The following is a 21,925-nucleotide window of genomic DNA, read 5'->3' as shown; positions in this document are numbered from 1 at the left end:
TTTCAGAAGAGCGCGATGTCCTTCACCGCGAACGTGTTCTTTTCGAAATAGGCGCGCAGCTCGGCGATCTTGCTGTTGAGGGCCGCGGGGCGGGCGCGAACCTCGCGGCGCAGGCGCGTGACCAGCAGCTTCGTCGCGAGGATCGCGCCGGAGATGTCGTGTTCGCTGGTCAGCACGCGCTGCCAGCAGGGCGCGGATGTGTCGGGAATCATGTGCCTCTCCTTCCAGTGTCAGCGGCTCTTACGCGCCAGCCCTTAATGTCGCGCAAAAGTCATGGGCCTTTGATGGCCCCGAGGCAGCGCAGCGCTATGTGCGCTTCAGAGTACAACCAACCGGGAGCGCCACTCATGACGACCGAAAAGCACATCAGCCGCCGGGCCGCCCTTGCCGGGGCCGCGACCCTGCCCTTTGCCGCCGCCGTTGCAGGCACCGCAAGCGCCCAGTCCGCCGAACAGCAAGGCCAGCAGGTTCCGAAGGTGAACCGCGTCATGGTCGGAGGTTTCGAGGTCACCGCGCTGATGGCCGGCACCGCAACCCGTGAGGATCCGCACTCTATCTTCGGCCTGAACGCGTCGGACGAAGAGTTCGCCGCCGCCTCCGAAGCGGCCTTGATCCCCACCGACAAGGCCCAGTTCTTCTTCACCCCGACGCTGGTCAATACCGGCGAGGCGCTGATCCTCTTCGATACCGGCCTTGCCCCCGATGCCATCATCGCCGCGGTCGAGGCCGCCGGCTATGCCCCCGAGGACGTGACGCACGTGGTCATTACCCACATGCACGGTGACCACGTAGGCGGCCTCACCGCCGGTGACGGCCCGACCTTCGCCAATGCCCAGCATGTCACTGGGCAGGTGGAATACGATTACTGGTCCGAAACCGGCGGCGACGCCTTCGAGAACAAGATCGCGCCACTGTCGGATGCGTTCGAGTTCATCGCGGACGGTGACGAGCTGACCAGCGGCGTCACCGCGCGCATGGCACCGGGCCACACCCCGGGGCACATGTGCTTCATGCTGGAAAGCGACGGCCAGCGCCTCATGCTGATTGCAGACCTCGCGAACCACTACATCTGGTCGCTTCAGCACCCGGACTGGGAAGTGTCCTTCGACACCGACAAGGCGCAGGCCGTGGAATCGCGCCGCGAAGTGCTGACAATGCTGGCCGAAGAGCAGATCCCGTTCATCGGCTATCACATGCCCTTCCCCGCGATCGGCTACGCCGTGGCCGATGGCGACGGGTTCACCTACGTGCCGCACAGCTACCAGCTGATGCTCGGGTAAGGATGGGGGGGACGGGGGCTCTGCTTTGCCGACGGTTGCAGGCCCCCGGGGTTACCAGTGTCTCGACGTCCGGTTCATCGGCCCGACGTTGCGAGAGTTCGAAGGGCGGAAGGGGGTGCTGCCCCCTTCTTGGCTGTGCCATTTCATCCCCCGGAATATTTGGAAAGAGAACAAACGCAGGGGCTATCTGAAGGCCGGGCCGTGCGCCCAGATGGTGAGTGAATGGCGTTCACCCTGCTCCACTGGGGTCACCCGGTGGAGCAGGTAGCTGGGGAAGATCGTGGCGGCGCCGCGGTCGCGGCTGGCGGGGATCGGATTGGCCGAGGGCATGATCTCGAGCGTGCCCCCCTCGTAGTCCCCAGGGTCCGACAACTGCACCACCAGCGTCAGCTTGCGCTGCGAGGCAAGCCGACCGTCGCCGATATCCGAATGCCAGTCGAAATGCCCCTGCCGTTCCGCGCCGTAGCGGGCGACCTGCGCGCTTTCATGGAAGGCGTTGAGATCGAAGCCGTAGACCTCGCGGTTGGCCAGGCGCACGGTGTCGATGATGCGGTCCATCACCCAGTCCGCCTCGGGCACGTCATCGATCCAGACAAGATCCGACCGGCGCTGGTTGTGGTCGCGCTGGCGACCGACGAGGCGCGCGTCCGACGCGGGCGCGTTGCGGGCAATGTCGATCAGGCGGTCGCAATCGACGGGGCTGAACGCCGCGGCGACGGTATGGACGGAAATCATGCGGGCAGTCCTTAACGAAAGGGAGGCGCTGCTTTAGCGCACGGCCCGCACCGCGCTGATCCATTCGCGACCAGGTGGGCGGAAAACGACCCTTTTCGCGGCTTGTGAAGCGGGCCATATCAGGGGCATGAGCGATCCCGATCTTGCCGCCTTCGAGGCCATGGCGCGCCGCGCCGTCGCCGCCCTTCCCGAGCCGTTTCGCTCCGCGGCGGCGGAGGTCGTGCTCGAGGTCGAAGACTGGCCTGATGACGACCTTCTGGACGAGATGGAAATCGACGATCCGCTCCATCTTACAGGGGTCTATACCGGCGTGCCCATGACCGAGAAATCCTTCAGCGACCCGGCACCGTGGCCCGACCGGGTGACGCTGTTCCGCGAACCGATCCTTGCGGAATGGCACGAACGGGGGAATGAAGAGCTCGAGGATCTGGTGACGCATGTGGTCGTGCACGAGTTCGCGCATCATTTCGGCTGGTCCGACGACGACATCGCCAGCATCGATGAATGGTGGACCTGATCGGTCCTCCGCCCTTGTCAGCCTTCTACGATGAGCCCGGCCATGCGCTGCACAAAGCGCTTTGGGCCAAGCTCTCCCAGCGCGGTGTCCCGCGCCGCCTGCCCCAGGCGCGCCAGCAGCGGCGCATCGTCGATGAGGCGGGTCAGCGCCTGCGCCACAGTCTCGGGGCGGTGCGGGTCGACGATCAGGCCGTTCGCCTCGCCCCTGATGTAGCCCGCCGAGCCCGCCTCGGACGAGATCACCGGAACGCAGCCATAGGCCATCGACTCGGCCGGAGCAAAACCCAGCGGCTCGTCGAAGCTGGGAAGGATGCAGATGTCACAGGAGGCGTAGAGGTCCGGCATCTCGGCGAAGGGGATCGGGCCGCGCAGGTCGACCCACGGCTCGGCGGCGTCCTCGGCCTGCAGCCGGGCGAAATGGGCGCGATCCTCTGGGGTGTCAAGCACCCGGTCGGAGCCGATGAGCGTCAGGCGGGCACGGCCGGCGCGGCCGGCCTCGCGCATGCCGTCGATGACCAGATGCTGCATCTTGCGCCGCTGGCCCAGCTTGGCGACGCAGAGCACATGCACAGGACCGTCACCGCTACGGGACGGCATCGGCGGGGGCGGATCGCCCACCACTGGCCATGGCAGGTAGCGCGCCCCGCGGTCGGGCACCGTGTCCGACAGGCCGAGGCTTGCGGTCACGCGTCTGACCGGCAACCCTTTGCGCCAGAGGTAGAACTTGCGGGACAACGGCTCGCTGCGGTGGAACGGGTGCAGATCATAGGACCAAAGTGCGGTGCCGTGGCGGCGCCCGATGCGGGCGGCGGGCACCCGAAGGTCGGCGCTGTTGCGCAGGAAGGCGATGTCGGGGGCGAAGTCCGCCCATGCCTGCTCCAGAGCCTCGGTGTCCTGCTTGTTGAAGACCCGGGGCACGATCACCTCATGATCTTCAGCCCCGCCGGAGTTCGAGGCGAAAACCGCCACGCGCGCCCCAGCCGCCACCAGCGCGCGCACCGCAAAACTGAGATTGGTGTGGAAGCGCGGCACCACGAAAAGCACCGCCTTGCCAGCGACCCCGCTCCCGCCAAGCTCAGCCATTGTCGCGCCAGCGATTGGCAATGGGATAGCGCCGGTCGAGCCAGAAGGCCCGTTTCGACAGCCGCGCACCCGGCGCCGACTGGAAGCGTTTGTATTCCGAGATGTAGAGCAGGTGTTCCACCTTCTTGGCATCCTCGCGGTCATATCCTGCCGCCACACAATCGGCGATGGAGCCGTCATCGTCCACAAGGATCTGCAGGATACCGTCCAGCACAGGGTAGTCGGGCAGACTGTCGCTGTCCTTCTGATCTTCGCGCAGCTCGGCCGAGGGAGCCTTGGTGATGATGCGCACCGGAATGACCTCGCCCTCGTTGCCCTTCATCCAGGCGCAGTGGTTGGCGTTGCGCCAGCGGCAGATGTCGAAGACACGGGTTTTGTAGAGATCCTTGATCGGGTTGTAGCCGCCCGCCATGTCGCCGTAGATCGTGGCATAGCCCACGGCCACCTCGGACTTGTTGCCGGTGGTCAGCAGCATTTCCCCGAACTTGTTCGACAGCGCCATCAGCAGCAGGCCCCGCAGCCGCGATTGCAGGTTCTCTTCGGTGAGATCCGCCGGGCGGTCTCCGAACAGGGGGGCAAGCGTCGCGGTAATGGCGTCGCGCCCTTCGGCGATGGGCACGAAGTCATAATGCGCGCCGATGGCATTGGCGCAGGCCCTGGCATCCTCGAGCGAATGTTCGGAGGTGTATTCCGAAGGCAGCATCACGCAGCGCACGTTTTCCGCCCCGAGCGCATCCACCGCGATGGTCGCCACCAGCGCGGAATCGACGCCGCCGGACATGCCAAGAAGCACCTTGCCGAAGCCGGTCTTGCGGCAGTAATCGCGCAAGGCCAGCACCATGGCGTGGTAATCCTGCTCCATCATGTCGGGATGGCGGGTGAAATCCCCCTCGAGCGCGCGCCAGCCCTCGGCGGTGCGTTCAAGGTCCACATGGGCGATGGCCTCTTCGAAGACCGGCAGCTGCAGCGCAGGCGCGCCACCGGGGTTGAGCACGAAGGAGCCGCCGTCGAACACCTGATCGTCCTGACCGCCCACCATGTTGAGGTAAATGAGTGGCAGACCGGTTTCGACCACGCGGGCGACCATCTGGTTGAGCCGCATTTCCTGCTTGTCACGGTAGTAGGGCGACCCGTTCGGGACCAGCAGGAATTCCGCGCCGGTCTCGGCAAGGGTTTCGGACACGTCCTCGTACCAGGCATCCTCGCAGACCGGGCTGCCGATGCGGGTGCCCGCCACGGCATAGGGGCCGCCCACGGGGCCGCTGTCGAAGATGCGCAGCTCGTCGAAGACGTTGTAGTTGGGCAGGTGGTGCTTGAAGATCTGGGTCACCAGCTTGCCGCCGGTGCAGATGACATAGGCGTTGTAAAGCTCGGTGCCCTCGACCCACGGGGTGCCGATGGCAAGGGTCGGACCTTCGGCGCAGTCGGCGGCCAGCTGGCGCACCGCCTCCATGCAATCGAGCGTGAAGGCGTTCTTGAGCGGCAGATCCTGCGCGTTGTAGCCGCAGATGAACATCTCGGGCAGGGCCACCATGTCGGCTCCGGCCTCGCGGGCCTTGTCCCACGCGTCCTTCGCCAGCGCAGCGTTGCCCGCGAGATCCCCCAGGGTCGGGTTCAGCTGCGCGATGGTGAGACGGAAACGGTCGGCCATGGGCCCTGTCCTTTCATTCACAACCCCGTGCCGACATAGCAGAACCTCGCCGGAGGGAAAGAACCCCCACCCCGATTTGACCCGAAAGAGATTGTCCCGTCGCGGTGCCTTGGGTAGGTTCAAAGGCAATCAAGAGCCATCCGGCAAGGACAGGACAGCATGACACGGGCAGGCAGCACAGCGGGCAAACGGTCGGGCAATCGGGCAGGCAGGACGCCGGCCGGAAGGACGTTGGCCATCGCCGCCGCCTTCATCGCACTTGCCGGCACGCTCGCCGCGCAGAACGGTGAGGTGACCACCAAGCAGTTCGACGACGGCGGCATCTACGAGGGTACCTTCCGTGACGGGCTGCGCCACGGCACCGGCACCTACACCCTGCCCAACGGCTATGAGTACACCGGCACCTGGGTTGACGGCGAGATCAACGGCGAGGGCACCGCCCGTTATCCCAGCGGTGCGGTTTACGAAGGCCAGTTCGAGAAGGGCAAGCCCCACGGCGTCGGGCGGCTCGTCAACGTGGACGGGTCGATCTACGAGGGCAGCTGGCAGAATGGCGAGATCACCGGCCGCGGGTCGATCCAGTACGGAAACGGCGCGCGGTACGAAGGCACGTTCCGCAACGCCCGCCATCACGGGCGCGGCGTGCTCACCACCCCGGAGGGCTACCGTTACGAAGGCGACTGGGTTAACGGGCTCGAAGAAGGCAACGCCACCATCACCTACCCCGACGGGTCAGTCTACGAGGGCCGTGTCGCCAATGGCAAGCGCGGGGGTCAGGGCACGCTGACCATGGCGGACGGGCTCGTCTACGAGGGCATGTGGCGCGATGGCCAGCAGGACGGCCAAGGCAAGCTCGTGCTGCCCAACGGCGACACCTACGAGGGCAATTTCGTCGATGGCCGCCGCGAGGGCCAGGGCCGCGAGACCTATGCCAGCGGCGATGTCTACGAGGGCCGCTTCGAGAATGACCAGCGCCATGGACAGGGCGCTCTCATCGGGGCTGACGGCTACCGGCTCGAGGGCAATTGGGTTGCCGGGCGCATCGCCAGCGAAGGGCGCGTGGTCTACCCGGATGGGTCTGTATACGAAGGTGAGCTGAGCGGTGATCTGCCCAACGGCGTCGGCAAGACCAGCTACCCCGACGGGTCGAGCTACGAGGGTGATTTCGTCGACGGCGTGTTCGAGGGCGAAGGCCGGGCCACCTATCCCGGCGGCGCGGTCTACGAAGGCAGCTTCTCGGACATGCATTACGAGGGACAGGGCACCATCACATACCCCGACGGCTATCGCTACGAAGGGGAGTGGCAGGACAACCGCCGTCATGGCGAAGGCACGGCGACCTATCCCGATGGCGCTGTCTACACCGGGGCCTTCCGTGAGGATCAGCGCCACGGCACCGGCACCATCACCCTGCCCGACGGCTTCACCTACACCGGCATGTGGGAAAACGGCGAATTCAACGGGCAAGGCACCGCCACCTATTCCAATGGCGACGTCTACGAAGGCACCTTCGAAGACGGCAAGCGGCAAGGTCAGGGCACCCTGACCTATGCCACCGGAGAGGTGGTCACCGGCGACTGGATCAATGGCGTGCTCACCACCGATGAGGACGCCCCGCAGACCACCCCTGACACTGAGGCGGATGATGCAGGCCCCGATGCTCAGGACACTGCCGCCGAAACCGAGTGACCAAGGCCGATAGACCCATGCTGAGTAACTCGGGCCGAGTGTCTAAGGCCAGGTGACCGCAGACCGAGTGTTTCAGGCCGAGTGAACCAGGCTAGAGGATAAAGAGCGGGCGACCAGAAGCGAGCAACTGTGCCCGACTGACCGGAACCAGACAATCGCGGGCAAAGCCGTGCCCGCCCCACTCAGCAGGCGCGCACGCCCATGCGGATCAGATCGGCACCGCTGAGTTCGAGGTAGCCTTTTTTGACGTACCTCGCCCGGGTCAGGAACCAGCTCGAGATTTGCGGCGGGTAGTAGGTGGCCATCCGGCGTGACCAGTAGTCGAACTGATTGGCCCCGATCTTGCGGTGCTTGTAGCTTGGGCCGTGAAAGCCAAAGCGGGTGGCCGGGCTGACGCAGACATTCCCTGCGCCGAGATAAAGCGTGCACGAGGACATGCAGTAGCTGCCACGGATCTCGATCCGGTCGCCGCGGGACCGGATCTGGCGGATCTCGGCAAACCGGGCGCGCAGACGGCCACCGCTGTCATTGCCGATCACCCGCACGCCGCCCCGGGCGGACGCCGTGGTGCCGCCGACGACGGTATAGGGCGCATAGCCCTGCGCGCTTGCGGGCGGCACCACGGCCAGAACCGAACATAGCGCAAGGGCAAACGCGAGACCCGCGGACAGACATCTGCACAGCTGCGCACGCAGACATGAAGACTGCCATGAGGACAGGGCGAACAGGACCGCAGGGCGCTCGGGGCGCCCCGTTACGGGATAAGGCATCTCAGGTGCTCCAGTGCAGAAACGGTGCAGGGGGCATTCCCTGCCGTCTGAAAGCACCGGATTCGCTTTAAAGAGCAGTTGAGGTGCAGATTTGCCGCTAATTGGAGCGATCAGCGCAGTTGCCCCGACCCTGCGTTGACGGGCTGGCAAGCGCGGCCCATGATCGCAGCCCATGACTGATACCGGCACGACCGGCCCGGACACGACCGAGCCCCCCTTCACTCCTGAGATCCGCGACCCGGCCAAGCTTACGGCCTGGGACTGGCTGCATGCGCTTTGGGGCACATGGCAAAAGATGGACCAACGCAACCTCGGACTGATCGCGGCCGGCGTGGAATTCTACGCCTTCCTGTCGCTGTTCCCCGCCGTGTCTGCCGTGATCGCCATCTGGGGTTACTGGGCCGATCCGGCGGTCATCTCCGATCAGATGGCGATGATGCAGGAAGTGATGCCGGAAAATGCCTACAGCTTGCTTTCGGACCAAGTGGGCCAGCTGATCACAGCGAACCGGTCCACCCTGCAATGGACCTCGGTCGTGTCGATCGTGCTGGCGATATGGTCCTCGCGCGCCTCGGTCGCGGCGCTGATCCGGGGCCTGAACGCCGTCAACGACACGCCTCACCGGGGCAATGCCATCCGCCGCATGGCCGTTGCGGTGATGCTCACCGCGCTGCTCGTGCTGGTAGCGCTGGTCGCCTTCGCCGCGGTGGTCATCATCCCCGCCGCCCTCAATATGCTGAGGCTTCCCGGCGGGGTCGAGCTTGCCGTGGTCATCGTCAAGTGGCTGGTGCTGCTCGGGGTAGTGTTCTTCGCCATCGCCCTTCTCTACCGCTACGGCCCCAACCGCCGCGATGCGCGCATGCGCTGGTTCACGCCCGGCGCGCTCTTTGCCCTTCTGGGCTGGGCTGCGGGATCCTGGGCGCTGACCACCTACGTGCGGAACTTCGATCGCCTCAACGAGGTCTATGGATCGCTCGGTGCCGTGGTCGCCCTTCTCACATGGTTCTACGTGAGTGCGCTGGTCACCCTTCTGGGCGCGCAGCTTAACGGTGAGATCGAGCGCATTCGCAAGAAGAACCAGAAAATTTTCGGCTAATCGGAACTGAGCCGCCGCGCATGGGTTCTGTTCTCAAGGACGCCTGTTGTCCTGTCCCTAAGCGTGTCACGTCCCTGTCCCGACTTCCCTCAGTGACACGCACCTGGTCGCCCCGCTCTTCCTCCCTGGAGAGCGGGGCTTTTTCTTGGGCGGACGAGCGGCGGACATGGGGTGACGGGCGGATGTCTCTCGGACAGCGGGCATGAAAAAGGGCGCCCGAAGGCGCCCAATCGATAGCCTGCATGGCAATGTCGGGTCAGGCCGTACGGATGGCCGCGCGGCTTTCCGACCGGTCCCCCACGATGTCCAGAAGGCGCATCATCACCAGCGTCACCGGGATGGCAACGATGCCGCCCAGCGGCCCCCAGAGCCACAGCCAGAACACCAGCGACACGAAGACCAAGAACGGGTTGATCTGCACATGGCGGCCCACCAGAGCCGGGGTCACGAACTGTGCTTCGGTCATATTCAAGGTAAGGTAAATGGCCATGGGCGCAAAGGTCATCAGCCCGTCAAAGGCCACGATACCGGTCAGAAGCAGCCCCGCTGCCATCACTACCGGGCCCAGATACAGTACGAAATTCAGCAGCGTCGCGGCAATGCCCCAGACCACCGCGCCCGGCGTTCCGATGGCCATCAGGGCAGCGCCGACACCGAACCCAAGCCCCGTGTTCACCACCGAAATCGCTGCGAAGTAGCGGGCCACCGTGTCCTCTGCCGCGCGCAGGCGCGACAGGATCATCGGCGTGTCGGTCCCGCTGCCGATGCGGCTCGACACCCAGTGGTAGATGTCGTTGCGGGTCAGCAGGAAGAAGAACAGCGCCCCGAAAAAGATCAGCGCCTGGGCAAGGATCCAAGGTGCGAGGAAGATCGCGTCGGTGAGGCTGGGCATGTCCGACAGTGCCTCGCGCTCGGCGTCGGCGGCAGCCCCAAGAGCTTCTTCGACCTCGCGGTTCATTGCATCAAAGCCCTGGATCAGGCCTCGGTATTCGAACAGAAGCTTGCGGATCTCGTACTTGATCGACGGCAGCCGGTCGATGACTGCGGTGATGTAGGGTTCGATCAGGTAGGCCAGCGCCGCCAGAAGGAAGAAAATGCTCACGATCAGGCTGAACGCCACAAGTCCGCGCGGCAGTTTCAGCCGCTCGAGCCGGTCTGCGAGGGGGGCAAAGATGATCCCCACGACGATGGCCAGCACCAGCGGCGCAAAAACGTCCTGCGCGACCATGAGCGTATAAAGCACCACGCCAGTCGCGGTGATCGTCGCGGCGATGCGGACAGTGGGATCGGACACGACGGAAGAACGTTTCATTACTTTGGAACTCCGTTCCAGAGAGGAATGTTCCTGAGGAGATTCAGAAACCTTAAATGTAATTGCCAAGGTATTCCGCCGCGCGCTCCGGGCAAACCCGACCTGCTCTGAAGATCATTTTAATGCCGACGATCCGGGCTTCCTGCCCAAGCTGCGGCCGTCCTGCAGTTCGCGTCGCAGGCTTGGAGGCTCCGCAAACCTCACATCACGCACGCATATCTCGCGCTTTTGGTCCCTCTGACCATCTTGGCGGTCTATCGCCCCCTGGCCATTCCCACACCGCGCCGACAATGCGGCGGAACGGAGCACGACCGCACTCCCCCTTCCATGTGGGCATCCGCGCCCCATCTATCGCTCAGGGACGCCGATTGTGGCTGGAACCCGGCAGCCTCACCGTGCATTGGGTCCGTGGAAGATGGGAGATCACCAGATGACAATGCAGGATGTGGAGGCACAGCCCCGCCCGGTCGGCGAGATCGTCGATCGTCTTGCGGGCATTGCCGAGCGCGACAGCGTCAGCCTGCGCGAGGTGATTGAGGAGTTCGGCGAAAGCTCCTTTCTCCCGGCGCTGATGGTTCCCGCTCTGCTGGTGGTGTCACCACTGTCGGGCATTCCGGTCTTCTCGACGATCTGCGGACTGCTGATTGCTTTCATCTCTGCGCAGATGCTGGTCTCCCGGCGGCACCTGTGGCTGCCCGACCTGCTGATGCGCCGCAGGATTGATGGCGAAAAAGCCCGCAACGCCATCGGCAAGCTGCGCAAACTGAGTGACTGGCTGGACCGCAAGGCGCGCGCACGGTTCGGGCTGATGACCTCGGCCCCGGCGCGCAAGTGGCTTCAACTGCTGTGCTTCCTGTGCGGCGCGGCGATGCCATTCCTTGAACTCGTGCCGTTCTCTTCGTCTCTGCTGGGCAGTGCAGTGGTGCTTCTGGCCACCGCGCTTCTGGCGCGCGATGGCCTGTTTGCCCTGATTGGCAGCACCGTGATCGGCGGGGCTATTCTTGTACCGCTGTTCGCGACCGGCGTCATCCAGTTCTGAGCCTCGCGTCGGGCCCGGCAATCAGCCGGTGGCGCGCTGGCCGTCGCCTTCACCTCTGTCTTCTTTACCGTCTTCCCGCCAACCGGTTTCGCCGAAGCGGAACAGCCTCGTGCCGGCGCTCGCGAAGCGGCGGTCGCGTGCGACCATGCGCGTCACCCGCGCCTCGGACCCTTCGAGATCAAGGATTGCGAAATCGTTCTCCTGCCCGCGTAGACGCGTCGACAACCCCGTCCCCACGTGGATCTGAAGCACCTTTCTGCCATTTTTGCGCGACAGGAAAGGCTCGGCCCGCCAGCGATGCAGGTGGCCCGACAGCACGAGATGCGCGCCGCATTCCGAAAACCGTTCGATCGCCTTGTCCGCGTCCCGCATGAGGCTTTTCTTGACGTCATCGTCCTGTTCGAACGGATGATGCGCCAGCACCATGCAGATGGTGTCCGGATCTGTTTCCGAAAAGATCTTGCACGCCTGGCGCATCTGCCGCCAGCGCACCTTGCCTCGCTGCCAGCGGAAGCGGTCCACGGTGTTCAGTCCCACCGCAACGAGCCCATCTGCATGGTGAACGGGGAACATCTCGCGGGTGATATGCTCACGGTAACGGCCATAGGGGCGGAAGAACCGCAGGAAGAGGTTGTCCAGCGACACATCGTGATTGCCCGGAACCGCCAGCCACGGCGCGTTCAGCCGTTCGAGAAAGGCGCGCGACTGTTCGTACTGGCTGCGCCGGGCGCGCTGGGTGAAATCGCCGGTCACGGCCACGAGGTCGGGCTTCGCACCGTTTACCGCCTCGATCAGCGGGTCGAGAAGTTCAAGGTCGGTGCGACCGAAGTGAAGGTCGGATATATGGGCAACGCGGGTCATTCTGCTGCGGCGGCGTCCTTGTTTGAGGGGGTTTCGGAAATCTCGGCGCTTTGCGGCACGAGCACCCGCAGCGGCAGGTCGCGCATGCGGATGTGGATGGGGGGCTGCATCAGGGATTTCTCGCCGTCACGGGCCACGAGGGCGCGCTTGCGCTTCATCTCGATGCGGATGTCGCGGCCAGTCCAGAATTCGTAATCCTCGCCCTTCCGTGCGGCGCCGCCCGCCAGCTTCAGCGCAGTGCGGACAAGATCCATGCTGCTCTGCCCCTTCGAGGTGAAGATGGCAAAGCCGCCGTTCCGAACGGCATCCGCCCCGTCGAGCTTGAACAGATCAAGCTGGTAGGCGCTGCTACCGACAAAGACCATCGCTGTGCGCAGCGTGTGTTGGGTGCCGTCGATGGTCATACGAAGCCTGAGAGGGCGGCGGAAGCCGAAGAGTGCCAGCAGCACCGACCAGTAAGCCGCCACGCGGGACCGTCCCCAACGCCTGTAGATGCCTTCTCGGCGCTGCAGGATCAGCGGGTAGATCCCGAGGCTGGAGTTGTTGAGGAAAACCTCGCCGTTGACCTCGCCCAGCGGCATCTCAATGAACCGCCCGCCCGCCATCGCCTCGATGGCGCCCTCCATCTCTTCGGGAATGCCCAAACCCCGGGCGAAATAGTTGAACGTGCCCTGGGGAATGACGCTCATGGGCACACCCTCGTCGTGGGCAGCGGCGGCGACGGCAGCGATGGTGCCATCGCCGCCAGCAGCCACCAGCATGCCCGCGCCAGTGCGGCGCAGGGCATCGCGGGAGGTGGCCACAAGGTCGTCGACCTTGCCGGGGCTGACCACTTCGGCGTCGATCCCGGCCTCGGCCATCAGTCGCTGCATCCTGTCGCGGCGGCTTTCGCCCTCGGCGTGATCGCCGGAGCGTTCGTTGAGGATCACGCACATGCGGGGAAGATCTGGCACCGATGCCTCCTGTCTGGACATTCAGGTCAAACGCCCGTCCTGCGAAGCCGGTTCCCGCCGACCGCCAGAAGGCAGCTTGTCCGAACGCGCCAAATAATTACATGACCAAAAGCGACCTTCCGGTGCGAATCGTTATAGCCTCGTGATCCCCGGGGCGCCGCGCCGCGTCGACCCGTCGCCCCAATGCAAGGAGCCCGTGCCCCCTATGACTCAGAGCGCAGTGTTCAGCCGCTCGGCCGTCCTGGTCTCTCATGGCAGCCCCTCCGATCCCCCCGAACAGGAGGCCGCGCTGGCAGATCTTGCCGCCCGCGTGTCCGAACGCCTTGACGATTGGGAGGTCGGCAGCGCCACGCTTGCCGACAAAGGGAGGCTCGAGTCCGAGGTGGCGCGGCTCGGATCGCCAGTGATCTACCCTTTCTTCATGGCCCGCGGCTGGTTCACCGGGCAGGTTCTGGCCAAGAAAGCGCGGGCCATGGGGCTGCGAATGCTCGAACCGTTCGGGGTGGAGCCGGACCTTGCGGTGTCCGCGCAGCGTGAGCTTGGCGCGCTTCTGGACCAGCATGGGTGGGAGGCGTCGAAGACCGGCCTGATCGTGGCCGCCCATGGCAGCAACGTGTCGCGCACCAGCGCCGACAGCGCCTATGCCTTTGCCCGCACGCTGCAATCGGCCATGGGGTTCACCACCACTCGCACAGGGTTCATCGAACAGCCACCTTTCCTCAAGGATGTGGCACAGGGCATGGGACAGGCGGTCTGCCTGCCCTATTTCGCCCAGCAGTCGGGACACATGGAAGACGACGTGCCGGCAGGGCTGGCCGCCGCGGGCTTTGACGGGCCGATGCTGCCCGCCTTCATGTCCTGGGCCGACACCCCCCGCCTGATCGCGACAAGCATCGCACGGCAGGGGGCCGAGGCCACCATTCCAGACGCTTAGACCGTCATCCGTTTGAATGACGGTGCACCAAGCCCGTCGCTTTCGACGACCACGGGGGAATTGCCCCCGATCGCTCCGCCATCGCGGCGGAAGCGCAGCTTCAGCCACGCGGTGCCCAGCCTGCGGCACAGCTCGATCTCCGAACCGTCCTCGGTAATGGTGCAATCGGCCCGCATGAAGAACTCGGGATCGCGCAGGCGCAGGCGCAGCAGGCAGCGAATCTTGGCCAGTTTCTCCTGCCCGAAGTCCGAAAGCGCCTGCTCCGGGTCCAGCGGGTCACGGTTGTCGGGGTCAGTGAGGGCAAAGCTGCCGAACTCCGTTCCCTGGTAAATGTCCGGGATGCCCGGCAGCAGGCAGCGCAAACAAAACTGGACCAGAGACAGCCGATGCCCGGCCTCCACCAGCGTTTGCAGCGCCTGCGGGCGCGTCGTCTCCCAGCTGTCAAGAAGGGCGCGGCCGAACTCGGCGGCCTGCCGTTCGGCGGCTTCGTCTGGGTCCGTCCAAGTGGACAGCTGCCGCGCCTCGCGCATCGCCTTTTCAAGATGCGCGGCCAGCCGGTCGCCCAGATCCTCACGCCCCGGCTCCCAGAGTGCGAGTGCCGATTGCAGGATGTACCAGCGCAGGTGCGCGGGCGGCGCACCGGTGCAGGCCAGCGGCGCGGCGTGTTGCCATAGCGCCCGCAGCGCCTCGGGGTGATGAGTTATAGCGACAAGCCGCGCGCGGGCGTCCTCGGCCCGCTTGGTGTCATGCGACGAACCCAGGTTCATCGCCACGGGCCAGCGGGTCAGCCGCGCCTGTGCCCACTCGTTCAGGTCCTCGGGGCTCAGCGTGGGGCTGTCAGGCTCGGAGCCGACCTCGCACTCGGCGAGATTGCGAGTGTAACGGAAGAACGCCGTATCCTCCTGCGCCTTGGCCACCACGGCGCCGGTCACTTGCTGGAACCGGGTCACGAAGGCCAGGGTCTTCGGCCCTTCCGGACCGTCGAACAGCCCGCGCAGCGCTGTCAGCGCACCGTCATCGCAGCCCAGCTTTTCCGCACCTCTAAAGGTCTGGCTCAGCAGCGCCTCGTCCTCGGCGCGGGCGCCGTCCGGGGTCACATAGCTGCGGTATTGCGGGAAACTGCACAGCAGCGCGCGGATTGCCCCGCGCAGGGCGTCGGCGTCACGCTCCCGCTCGCCGCGTTCCGCGAGGGCCGAGGCGGCGCGGGCGGTCATTTCGGTCAGCTCCGCGCCGAGGTCGGTGTCGAGGATAAGGCCCCGCGTCTCGACGCACAGCGCCTCGTAGTCACCCTGCACCCCGGTAGCCTCGCGCCAGAAGGCGTCGAGCGTCTCGCGCCCTTCGGGGGCAGTGAGCAGCCGGGAGATGCGGTCCGATGTCTCGTAGCCGGTGGTCCCTTCCGTGGACCAGTCCGCAGGCATGTCCTCGTCACCGGTGAGGATCTTCTCGACCCAGATGGGCACGCCGTCGCCCACGGCCTTGCGCAGGCGACCGAGGTATTCGCCGGGCTGCGCCAAGCCGTCCACGTGGTCGATGCGCAAGCCATGCACCAGCCCTTCCTGCACCAGCTGGATCGGCAGGGCCATCATGGCGTCGAACACCTGCGGCTCTTCGATCCGCATCCCGATCAGCGTGGTCACGTTGAAGAACCGCCGATGCGACAGTCTGCGCCGCTCACGCTCCCAGAAACGCAGCTGCCAGCTTTGGGCACGCATCATCTCGTCCCAGTCAAGGCTTGCTGTGCCCGGGGCCAGCGGCAGCCAGCCGCCCTCCCATTCCAGCCGCTCTTCTTCGCGGTTCACCGTAAACGCCTTTGCCGCGACCATGTCGTCGAAGGGATCGGGCAGGATCGGCAGGATCAGGCCGTGGCTCCAGTCGATGTCGAAATACCCGGCATAATGGCTTTTGGCCCCGTGCCGCAGCGCATCGAACAGCCACGGGTTTTCAGGGCTCAGCACCGTGTGGTTGGGCACGAGGTCCAGCACCAGCAAGATTCCATAATCATGCCGCGCAGTGCGGGACAGACGGGTGAAGCCTTCGCGCCCGCCAAGCTCGGGGTCAATCTCGGTCGGGTCGGCAATGTCATAGCCGTGGGTCGACCCCGGCTCGGCGGTAAAGATCGGTGACAGGTAGAGGTGGCTCACCCCCAGCCCGGCGATATGCGGAAGAAGCTCTACGGCGCGGTCAAAGTCCACGCCCTGGCGCAGTTGCAGGCGGTAGGTGGAGGACAGCGGTTTCATGAGGTGATCCAGACGTCGATGGCAAAGTCGTCGCTCAGCGGGTTGCCGCGCGAGAAGACAGGAGTGTCCGGCCGGGTGGCGCCGGTGGCGGGCGCGCCGAGGCAGAGCAGCATGTTCAGCGTGCCGCCATTGAAGGCCCAGCTTGCGTGGAAGGCATTTTCGCCGTGGCGGGTGACACTGCCCGGCCCGGTATCGCCCGAGGCCAGCAGCGGCACTACGTGGCTGGCACGCAGGCTTGCAAGTTGCCGCGTCAGGGCCTGCCAGCGCCGGGCCCGCTCCGGGTCCGAAGACGGATAGGGGCAGGCCATGTCCATGGCATTGGGGCCGGTAGGGTCGGGCATGTCTGTGATATCGTAATCGAGCCGCCCCAGTTCCTTCGCACGCCCCTTGCGAACCGCCTCGCGGGCGGCCTCGTCAGGCGGATCGCAGAAGAAGGGGAACGGCGCTTCAGAGCCGATTTCCTCGCCCTGAAACAGCATTGGCACGAAGGGCATGAGCATCAGCGCCGCGTGCAGCACCAGCCCTGTTTCCTCGCCCACGAGGGTCAGCAGCCGCTCTCCATGGGGGCGGTTGCCGATCTGGTCGTGGGTGTGGTTCGAATTGACAAAGGAGGTCCACGGCAGGTGCGCGGCGGGCGCCCCTCGGGTTTCTTCGATGGGGTTGTCCTGTCCTTCGTCGACCTGCCCGTTGGCCAGCGCGTGGGCGAGGTCTCCGAACGGATCGGGGGCGAAGCGCTTGTAGTAGCCTTGGGTTTCGCCGGTTAGCGCGACGTGCAGCGCATTGTGCCAATCGTCGTTCCATTCCGCGTCATAGCCAAGATCACGCAAATGCGGCAGGTTGCGCTCGTCCTCGGTGACAAGGTGAATGGGCCGGCCCCGGTCGGTGCTGCGAATGGTGTCATGCAGCAGCTTCAGGAAATGCGGATCAGACCGGTCACGGATCTGGTGCACCGCGTCCAGCCGGAATCCATCGAGCCGATACTCGTCCAGCCACCCCAGCGCCGCCTCGAGGAAGAAGGCCCGCACCATCGGCTGGTGAAAGGCGATGCCCGCCCCCCATGGCGTCGGGGTCTTGGTGTAGAACTCGGGCGCGTAGCCGGGCAGGTAATTGTGCCACGGTCCGAAGTGGTTCATCACCAGATCGAGGATGACCGACATCCCCAGTTCCTGCGCCGCACGGACGAAGGCGCGCATATCGTCTGGGGTGCCGTAGGTGGGCTGCGGCGCACGGATGAGCACACCATCATAGCCCCAGCCCCATTTGCCCTCGAACTGCGACACCGGCATCACGTTGAGGACCGTGATACCAAGGTCGGCCAGTTCCGGCAGGCGGTCGATGGCAGCGGCGAAGGTGCCCTCGGGCGTATAGGAGCCGATGTGCATCTCGTAGATCACCGCCTCGTTCCATGGGCGCCCCCGCCATGGCGCGCCCCAGTCGAAGCCGGCCGCGTCCACCGTCATTGACGGGCCGTTCAGCGTCTGCACCTGCCGGCGCGAAGCCGGGTCGGCGCGGTCCTCTCCGTCGATGCGGAACAAATAGGCCATGTCCGGCTCGGCCCGGGTGAGCAGCGTCCAGTGGCCGACGCTCTCCTGCATCGCCAGAAGCTGGTCGTCGAGGACCAGCGCCACCTCCTGCGCTGCCGGGGCCCAGATCGAGAAGCGCCAGATCCCCTGACCCTGAGGGATGGCGCCCCATTTGCCGTCGCTCATAGATCCTCCGATGGCTGGCTGAAGATGGTCACAGCCTGCCCGGCGACACCCACGGTGCCCGAGGCGGCCTCGTCGCAGGTCACGACGTCCCGAGCGGTGTCGATACGTCTTTGCCAGTCGCCTTCGGGAAGGGCGAAGTCGCAATCGTCCCCGGCATTCACGATGATGAGCAGATCCGGGCAATCCTCGCGCCGGTGCAGCAGGCCGGTGACCTGAAGCCCTTCGTCATTCCAGTCGCCCTCGTCCATCTCGCGGCCCTCGGGGTGCAGCCAGTGGCTTTCGGTTGCCTCGGGGCGCGGCCAGAACCCACCGGGGGCCAGATGGCCCACCCACTCGCGGCGGAAGGCCACCATGTCGCTGACCGCCTGCACCAGCTCTGGACGGGCGGCATCCCAGTCGATCCAGGTGATCTCGTTGTCTTGGCAATAGGCGTTGTTGTTGCCGCCCTGGGTCTGGCCCATCTCGTCGCCCGCAAGGATCATCGGCACGCCATGCGAGGCGAACAGCGATGCCAGCATCGCCTTGGCCCGGCGCAGTCGCGCACCGTCGATGGCGGGATCATCCGTGGGCCCCTCGACGCCCATGTTGTGCGACAGGTTGTGGTCGTGGCCGTCACGGTTGTCCTCGCCGTTGGCCTCGTTGTGCTTGTCGTCGTAGCTGAGCGTGTCCCACAGGGTGAACCCGTCATGCGCCGACAGGAAGTTGATCGAGGACGTTGCAGGCCGCCGCGAATGGTCAAACTGCGTCGGGCTGCCCATGAGCCTCTGCGCCAGCCGCCCGGTCTTGCCCGGATCCCGCCGCCAGAAGGCGCGGGTGTCGTCGCGGAACTTGTCGTTCCATTCCCGGAACGGCCAGGGGAAGCCGCCCACCTGGTAACCGCCGTCGCCAATGTCCCACGGCTCGGCGATCAGCTTGACCTGTGACAGGACCGGGTCCTGCCGCATGGCGTTGAAGAACGTGCCTTCGCGCTCGAACCCCGCCGGCTCGCGCCCCAGCGTCGAGGCCAGATCGAAGCGGAAGCCGTCCACGTGGCAGACCTCGACCCAGTAACGTAAGGAATCCATGACCATGCGCAGCACCATGGGATGTGCCACGTTCAGCGTGTTGCCACAGCCGGTGGTGTCGAAGCAGTGCCGCTTTTCGTCGGCCAGCAGGTAGTAGGACGCGTTGTCGATGCCCCGGAACGACAGGGTCGGCCCAAGCTCGGACCCTTCGGCGGTGTGGTTGTAGACCACGTCGAGAATTACCTCGATCCCCGCCTGGTGGAAACGCTTCACCGCTTGCCGCACCTCGCGCACATCCTCGCCCGCAAGGTAGCTGCGGTTGGGTGCAAAGAATCCAAGCGTGTTGTAGCCCCAGTAGTTGCGCAGCCCCTTCTCGATCAGATGCTGGTCCTGCACCATGGCGTGGATCGGCAGCAGTTCGATCGTGGTGACACCCAGTTTCTGCAGGTGTTCGATGATCGGCTCGGACGCCAGCGCCTTGAAGGTGCCGCGATCGGCCTCGATGATGCCGGGATGGCGCATGGTCAGGCCCTTGGCGTGGGCCTCGTAGATCAGCGTCTTGTCCCACGGCACCTGCGGGGTTTCGGTGGCTTCCCAGTCGAAATCGGGGTCTGCGACCACCGCCTTGGGCATGAAGGGCGCGGAGTCGCGGTCATCGAGTTCAAGGTCGCTGCCGCCCACCGGGTAGCCAAACAGCGCCTCGTCCCACTCGAGATATCCGCGCATCGCCATGGCATAGGGATCAAGCAGCAGCTTGGCGGGGTTGAAGCGGTGGCCGTTCTCGGGATCGAACGGCCCATGCACGCGGTAGCCGTAGGCCTGCCCCGGCCGGATGCCGGGAAGGTAGCCGTACCACACGCCACCCTCGCTGCGGGGCAGGTCGAGACAGGCCAGCTGCTCGGTACCGTCATCGTCGAAGAGGCAAAGTTCCACCCTTTCGGCATGGTCCGAAAACAGGGCGAAATTCGTACCGTCCGCATCCGGGCGCGCGCCCAGCCGGTCGGGGCGGCCGGCGGCGAGGTCGAAGGACACGTCGCGCGGGTCGGCCTTGGATTTCACATCGAACATATCGGGGGGCTCTCGGGCTATGGGGAGACACGGCAGGGGGCCTGCCGCCATCGTCCCAACCCGCGAGGCCCTCAAACGTTCCCGTCAGCCGAAGATGAGGTTCGGCACCAGCAGCGACACGCCAGGCACGTAGGTGATGATCAGCAGCACGAGGATGTTCACCAGCACAAAGGGCCAGACGCCGCGGATGATGTCGCTGACCGGCTTCTCCAGCGTCGAGCTTGCGACAAAGATATCAAGGCCGAAGGGCGGCGTGATCATCCCGATGCAGACGTTAAGCGTGACCACCATGCCGAAATGCACCGGGTCGATGCCAAGGGACATGGCCACCGGATAGAGCGGCGGCACCAGCACCAAAAGGGTCGAATTAGGGTCAATGAACATGCCCGCGATAAAGAAGCAGACGTTGACCGCGATCAGGAACATGACCGGCCCAGCGTTCGCCGCCTCAAGCATCGCGATGATGCCTGCCGGGATCTGCGCCAGCGTCACGAAGAAGCTGATGAGCCCGCCGATGGCCAGCAGCACGAAGATGATGGCGGTGTTGATCGCGCTGTCCTCGGTCACCTTCACGAGGCCGCGCAGGTCAAGCGCGCGGAACACCAGCGTTTCCACGAGGATGGCATAGACCACCGACACGGCGGCGGCCTCGGTGGGCGTGATGGTGCCGGAATAGATACCGCCAAGGATGATGACAGGCATCCCCAGCGCCCATTTCGCGTCCCAGATCGCCCGCCCCCGCGCGCCCCAGCCAAGACGCGGGCCACGGGTCACGCCCTGCTTGCGGGCCTGCCACGACACGTAGGCGGCAAAGGCCAGCCCCAGTACCAGCCCCACCGCCAAGCCGCCCGCGAAGAGGCGCGAGATCGAGGTGCCGGTGATCCAGCCATAGACGATCAGCGTGATCGACGGCGGGATCAGCAGCGCGGTTTCGGCGCTTGCCACCAAGAGGCCCAGCGAGGTGCGGTCTGACCAGCCCGCCGCGCGCATCTCGGGGTAGACCATGCGGCCCATCGCGGCCACGGTCGCCGGGGCCGAGCCCGACACCGACCCGAAGGCCATGGAACCGCCCACCACCACGTGGCCGATGCCGCCCCGCGTGTGGCCGATCAGGGCCTTCACCACCCCCACCAGCTGCCGGGCGATCTGCCCCGATCCCATGAGGTGCGCTGCGAAAATGAAGAACGGAATGGCCAGCAGCGTCGAATGGTCGATGCCGCCGACGATCTTCTGCACCACGGCAGCATCGGGAAGGGTGCCGTGTGCAAGTTCCTTCCAGGCCAGTGCAGGCACGCCCAGCACCAGCAGCATCTCGAACCCAAGGCCCAGCAGGACCAGCGCAAGGATGACGACGATCACGATCATGCCTCGGACTCCTTTTGTGCCGAGAACCTGTCGATCACGCCGAAGAGGCTGAGCCCGTAGCGCAGCCCCAGCAGCAGGAAGCCCGCGATAGGCGCCATGTAGATCACCCCCATCGGCACCCCCAGCGTGGGCGAGCTTTGTCCCGAGCGCAGTACGAACTGCACCAGCCCGAGGGCCAGCCACGCGACATAGACGGAAAACACCAGCCCCGTGAGGTCCATCACCCGGCGCACCCACGTCAGCACGCCCTCGGGCAGACGGTCTCGCAGGTTGGTGATGCCCACGTGCTTAACCCGCTCAAGCGCAAGGCCGAGGGCGAGAAACACGAGGAACAGGTTCATGATCCGCACCGCCTCTTCGATCCACGCGAAACGGCTGGCGAAGGTTCCGCCGATCTCGCGCGTCACCACAGAGCCGGTGTAAAGCGCCACCATGCTCAGGAAGAGCACGACCAGCACGGTACGTTCCACCGTGCGCAGGACTTCGAGGGCTTTCATCTTGCGGACCTTCATATGCAAGCGGCGCCCATCACAGGCGCCGCAGGGGTGGGCATCGGCAGACGGCATCCGTCAGGAGACCGCCGAGGCACGTGCTGGCAGCGCCCTGAAAGACGCCGCCGGAGG

At 65.4% G+C, this 21,925-nt stretch carries 19 protein-coding genes; 6 read left to right on the top strand and 13 right to left on the bottom strand.

All coding sequences use genetic code 11. The annotated features are described in order from the left end of the window. Positions 1–2: 2 nt before the first annotated feature. Positions 3–212 (bottom strand): hypothetical protein, encoded by a 210-nt coding sequence (locus IEX41_RS15635; protein ID WP_188791188.1) that lies wholly within the window; start codon positions 210–212, stop codon positions 3–5. 135 nt (positions 213–347) lie between these two features. Between IEX41_RS15635 and IEX41_RS15630 the strand changes: the two genes are divergently transcribed. Further along, entirely contained in the window at positions 348–1,280 is a 933-nt protein-coding gene (locus tag IEX41_RS15630; RefSeq protein WP_188791187.1) for an MBL fold metallo-hydrolase, read from the top strand. Between the two features lie 183 nt (positions 1,281–1,463). Here the strand turns inward: IEX41_RS15630 and IEX41_RS15625 are convergent, their stop codons facing one another. Continuing rightward, the gene (locus IEX41_RS15625; RefSeq protein WP_188791186.1) at positions 1,464–2,015 is read right to left on the bottom strand and encodes a 2OG-Fe(II) oxygenase; all 552 of its coding nucleotides are present in this window, start codon (positions 2,013–2,015) and stop codon (positions 1,464–1,466) included. 127 nt (positions 2,016–2,142) lie between these two features. Between IEX41_RS15625 and IEX41_RS15620 the strand changes: the two genes are divergently transcribed. Next, a complete protein-coding gene (locus IEX41_RS15620; RefSeq protein WP_188791185.1) occupies positions 2,143–2,532 on the top strand; it encodes a metallopeptidase family protein in 390 nt (129 codons plus the stop codon). Between the two features lie 17 nt (positions 2,533–2,549). Here the strand turns inward: IEX41_RS15620 and IEX41_RS15615 are convergent, their stop codons facing one another. Both IEX41_RS15615 and IEX41_RS15610 read right to left on the bottom strand, forming a co-directional pair. After that, positions 2,550–3,614: a glycosyltransferase family 4 protein gene (locus IEX41_RS15615; protein ID WP_188791184.1), complete on the bottom strand. Its 1,065-nt coding sequence runs from the start codon at positions 3,612–3,614 to the stop codon at positions 2,550–2,552. Continuing rightward, positions 3,607–5,265, bottom strand: coding sequence for an NAD+ synthase (locus IEX41_RS15610; protein WP_188791183.1), 1,659 nt, complete (start codon positions 5,263–5,265; stop codon positions 3,607–3,609). The genes IEX41_RS15615 and IEX41_RS15610 overlap by 8 nt, the downstream gene beginning before the upstream one ends. Before the next feature lie 159 nt (positions 5,266–5,424). On the opposite strand from IEX41_RS15610, the gene IEX41_RS15605 reads away from it, so the two are divergent. Further along, on the top strand, positions 5,425–6,954 hold the full coding sequence (locus tag IEX41_RS15605) for an MORN repeat-containing protein (protein WP_188791182.1): 1,530 nt from the start codon (positions 5,425–5,427) through the stop codon (positions 6,952–6,954). A gap of 182 nt (positions 6,955–7,136) precedes the next feature. On the opposite strand, the gene IEX41_RS15600 is transcribed toward IEX41_RS15605, so the two are convergent. Continuing rightward, the gene (locus IEX41_RS15600; RefSeq protein ID WP_188791181.1) at positions 7,137–7,724 is read right to left on the bottom strand and encodes a hypothetical protein; all 588 of its coding nucleotides are present in this window, start codon (positions 7,722–7,724) and stop codon (positions 7,137–7,139) included. A gap of 172 nt (positions 7,725–7,896) precedes the next feature. Here IEX41_RS15600 and IEX41_RS15595 point away from each other — a divergent pair, with 172 nt between their 5' ends. Next, positions 7,897–8,820, top strand: coding sequence for a YihY/virulence factor BrkB family protein (locus tag IEX41_RS15595; protein ID WP_188791180.1), 924 nt, complete (start codon positions 7,897–7,899; stop codon positions 8,818–8,820). Positions 8,821–9,076: 256 nt separating this feature from the next. Here the strand turns inward: IEX41_RS15595 and IEX41_RS15590 are convergent, their stop codons facing one another. Beyond that, positions 9,077–10,132, bottom strand: a complete 1,056-nt coding sequence (locus tag IEX41_RS15590; protein WP_188791179.1) for an AI-2E family transporter — start codon at positions 10,130–10,132, stop codon at positions 9,077–9,079. Between the two features lie 430 nt (positions 10,133–10,562). Here IEX41_RS15590 and IEX41_RS15585 point away from each other — a divergent pair, with 430 nt between their 5' ends. Beyond that, the gene (locus IEX41_RS15585) at positions 10,563–11,171 is read left to right on the top strand and encodes an exopolysaccharide biosynthesis protein (protein ID WP_188791178.1); all 609 of its coding nucleotides are present in this window, start codon (positions 10,563–10,565) and stop codon (positions 11,169–11,171) included. 21 nt (positions 11,172–11,192) lie between these two features. Here the strand turns inward: IEX41_RS15585 and IEX41_RS15580 are convergent, their stop codons facing one another. Next, positions 11,193–12,032, bottom strand: a complete 840-nt coding sequence (locus IEX41_RS15580) for a metallophosphoesterase family protein (protein ID WP_188791177.1) — start codon at positions 12,030–12,032, stop codon at positions 11,193–11,195. After that, a complete protein-coding gene (locus IEX41_RS15575) occupies positions 12,029–12,985 on the bottom strand; it encodes a diacylglycerol/lipid kinase family protein (protein WP_229673265.1) in 957 nt (318 codons plus the stop codon). Before IEX41_RS15575 ends, IEX41_RS15580 begins: the two co-directional genes overlap by 4 nt. 205 nt (positions 12,986–13,190) lie before the next feature. Between IEX41_RS15575 and IEX41_RS15570 the strand changes: the two genes are divergently transcribed. After that, complete coding sequence (locus IEX41_RS15570) at positions 13,191–13,919, top strand: CbiX/SirB N-terminal domain-containing protein (RefSeq protein ID WP_188791175.1); 729 nt, start codon at positions 13,191–13,193, stop codon at positions 13,917–13,919. Here the strand turns inward: IEX41_RS15570 and treY are convergent. The 5 genes from treY to IEX41_RS15545 form a co-directional block, all read right to left on the bottom strand. Continuing rightward, on the bottom strand, positions 13,916–16,156 hold the full coding sequence (gene treY, locus IEX41_RS15565; RefSeq protein WP_188791174.1) for a malto-oligosyltrehalose synthase: 2,241 nt from the start codon (positions 16,154–16,156) through the stop codon (positions 13,916–13,918). The genes IEX41_RS15570 and treY overlap by 4 nt on opposite strands. Next, positions 16,153–17,865 (bottom strand): malto-oligosyltrehalose trehalohydrolase, encoded by a 1,713-nt coding sequence (gene treZ / locus IEX41_RS15560; RefSeq protein WP_188791173.1) that lies wholly within the window; start codon positions 17,863–17,865, stop codon positions 16,153–16,155. The genes treY and treZ overlap by 4 nt, the downstream gene beginning before the upstream one ends. Next, positions 17,862–19,937: a glycogen debranching protein GlgX gene (gene glgX / locus IEX41_RS15555; RefSeq protein ID WP_188791172.1), complete on the bottom strand. Its 2,076-nt coding sequence runs from the start codon at positions 19,935–19,937 to the stop codon at positions 17,862–17,864. The genes treZ and glgX overlap by 4 nt, the downstream gene beginning before the upstream one ends. An 84-nt stretch (positions 19,938–20,021) precedes the next feature. Beyond that, entirely contained in the window at positions 20,022–21,302 is a 1,281-nt protein-coding gene (locus IEX41_RS15550) for a TRAP transporter large permease (protein WP_188791171.1), read from the bottom strand. Further along, positions 21,299–21,799 (bottom strand): TRAP transporter small permease, encoded by a 501-nt coding sequence (locus IEX41_RS15545; protein WP_188791170.1) that lies wholly within the window; start codon positions 21,797–21,799, stop codon positions 21,299–21,301. Before IEX41_RS15545 ends, IEX41_RS15550 begins: the two co-directional genes overlap by 4 nt. Positions 21,800–21,925 lie beyond the last annotated feature (126 nt).

Source organism: Salipiger pallidus, assembly GCF_014643635.1.
Taxonomy (GTDB): Bacteria; Pseudomonadota; Alphaproteobacteria; order Rhodobacterales; family Rhodobacteraceae; genus Salipiger; species Salipiger pallidus.
Note: the sequence above shows the minus strand (reverse complement) of the source record. Positions and strands in the feature narration are given on the sequence as shown.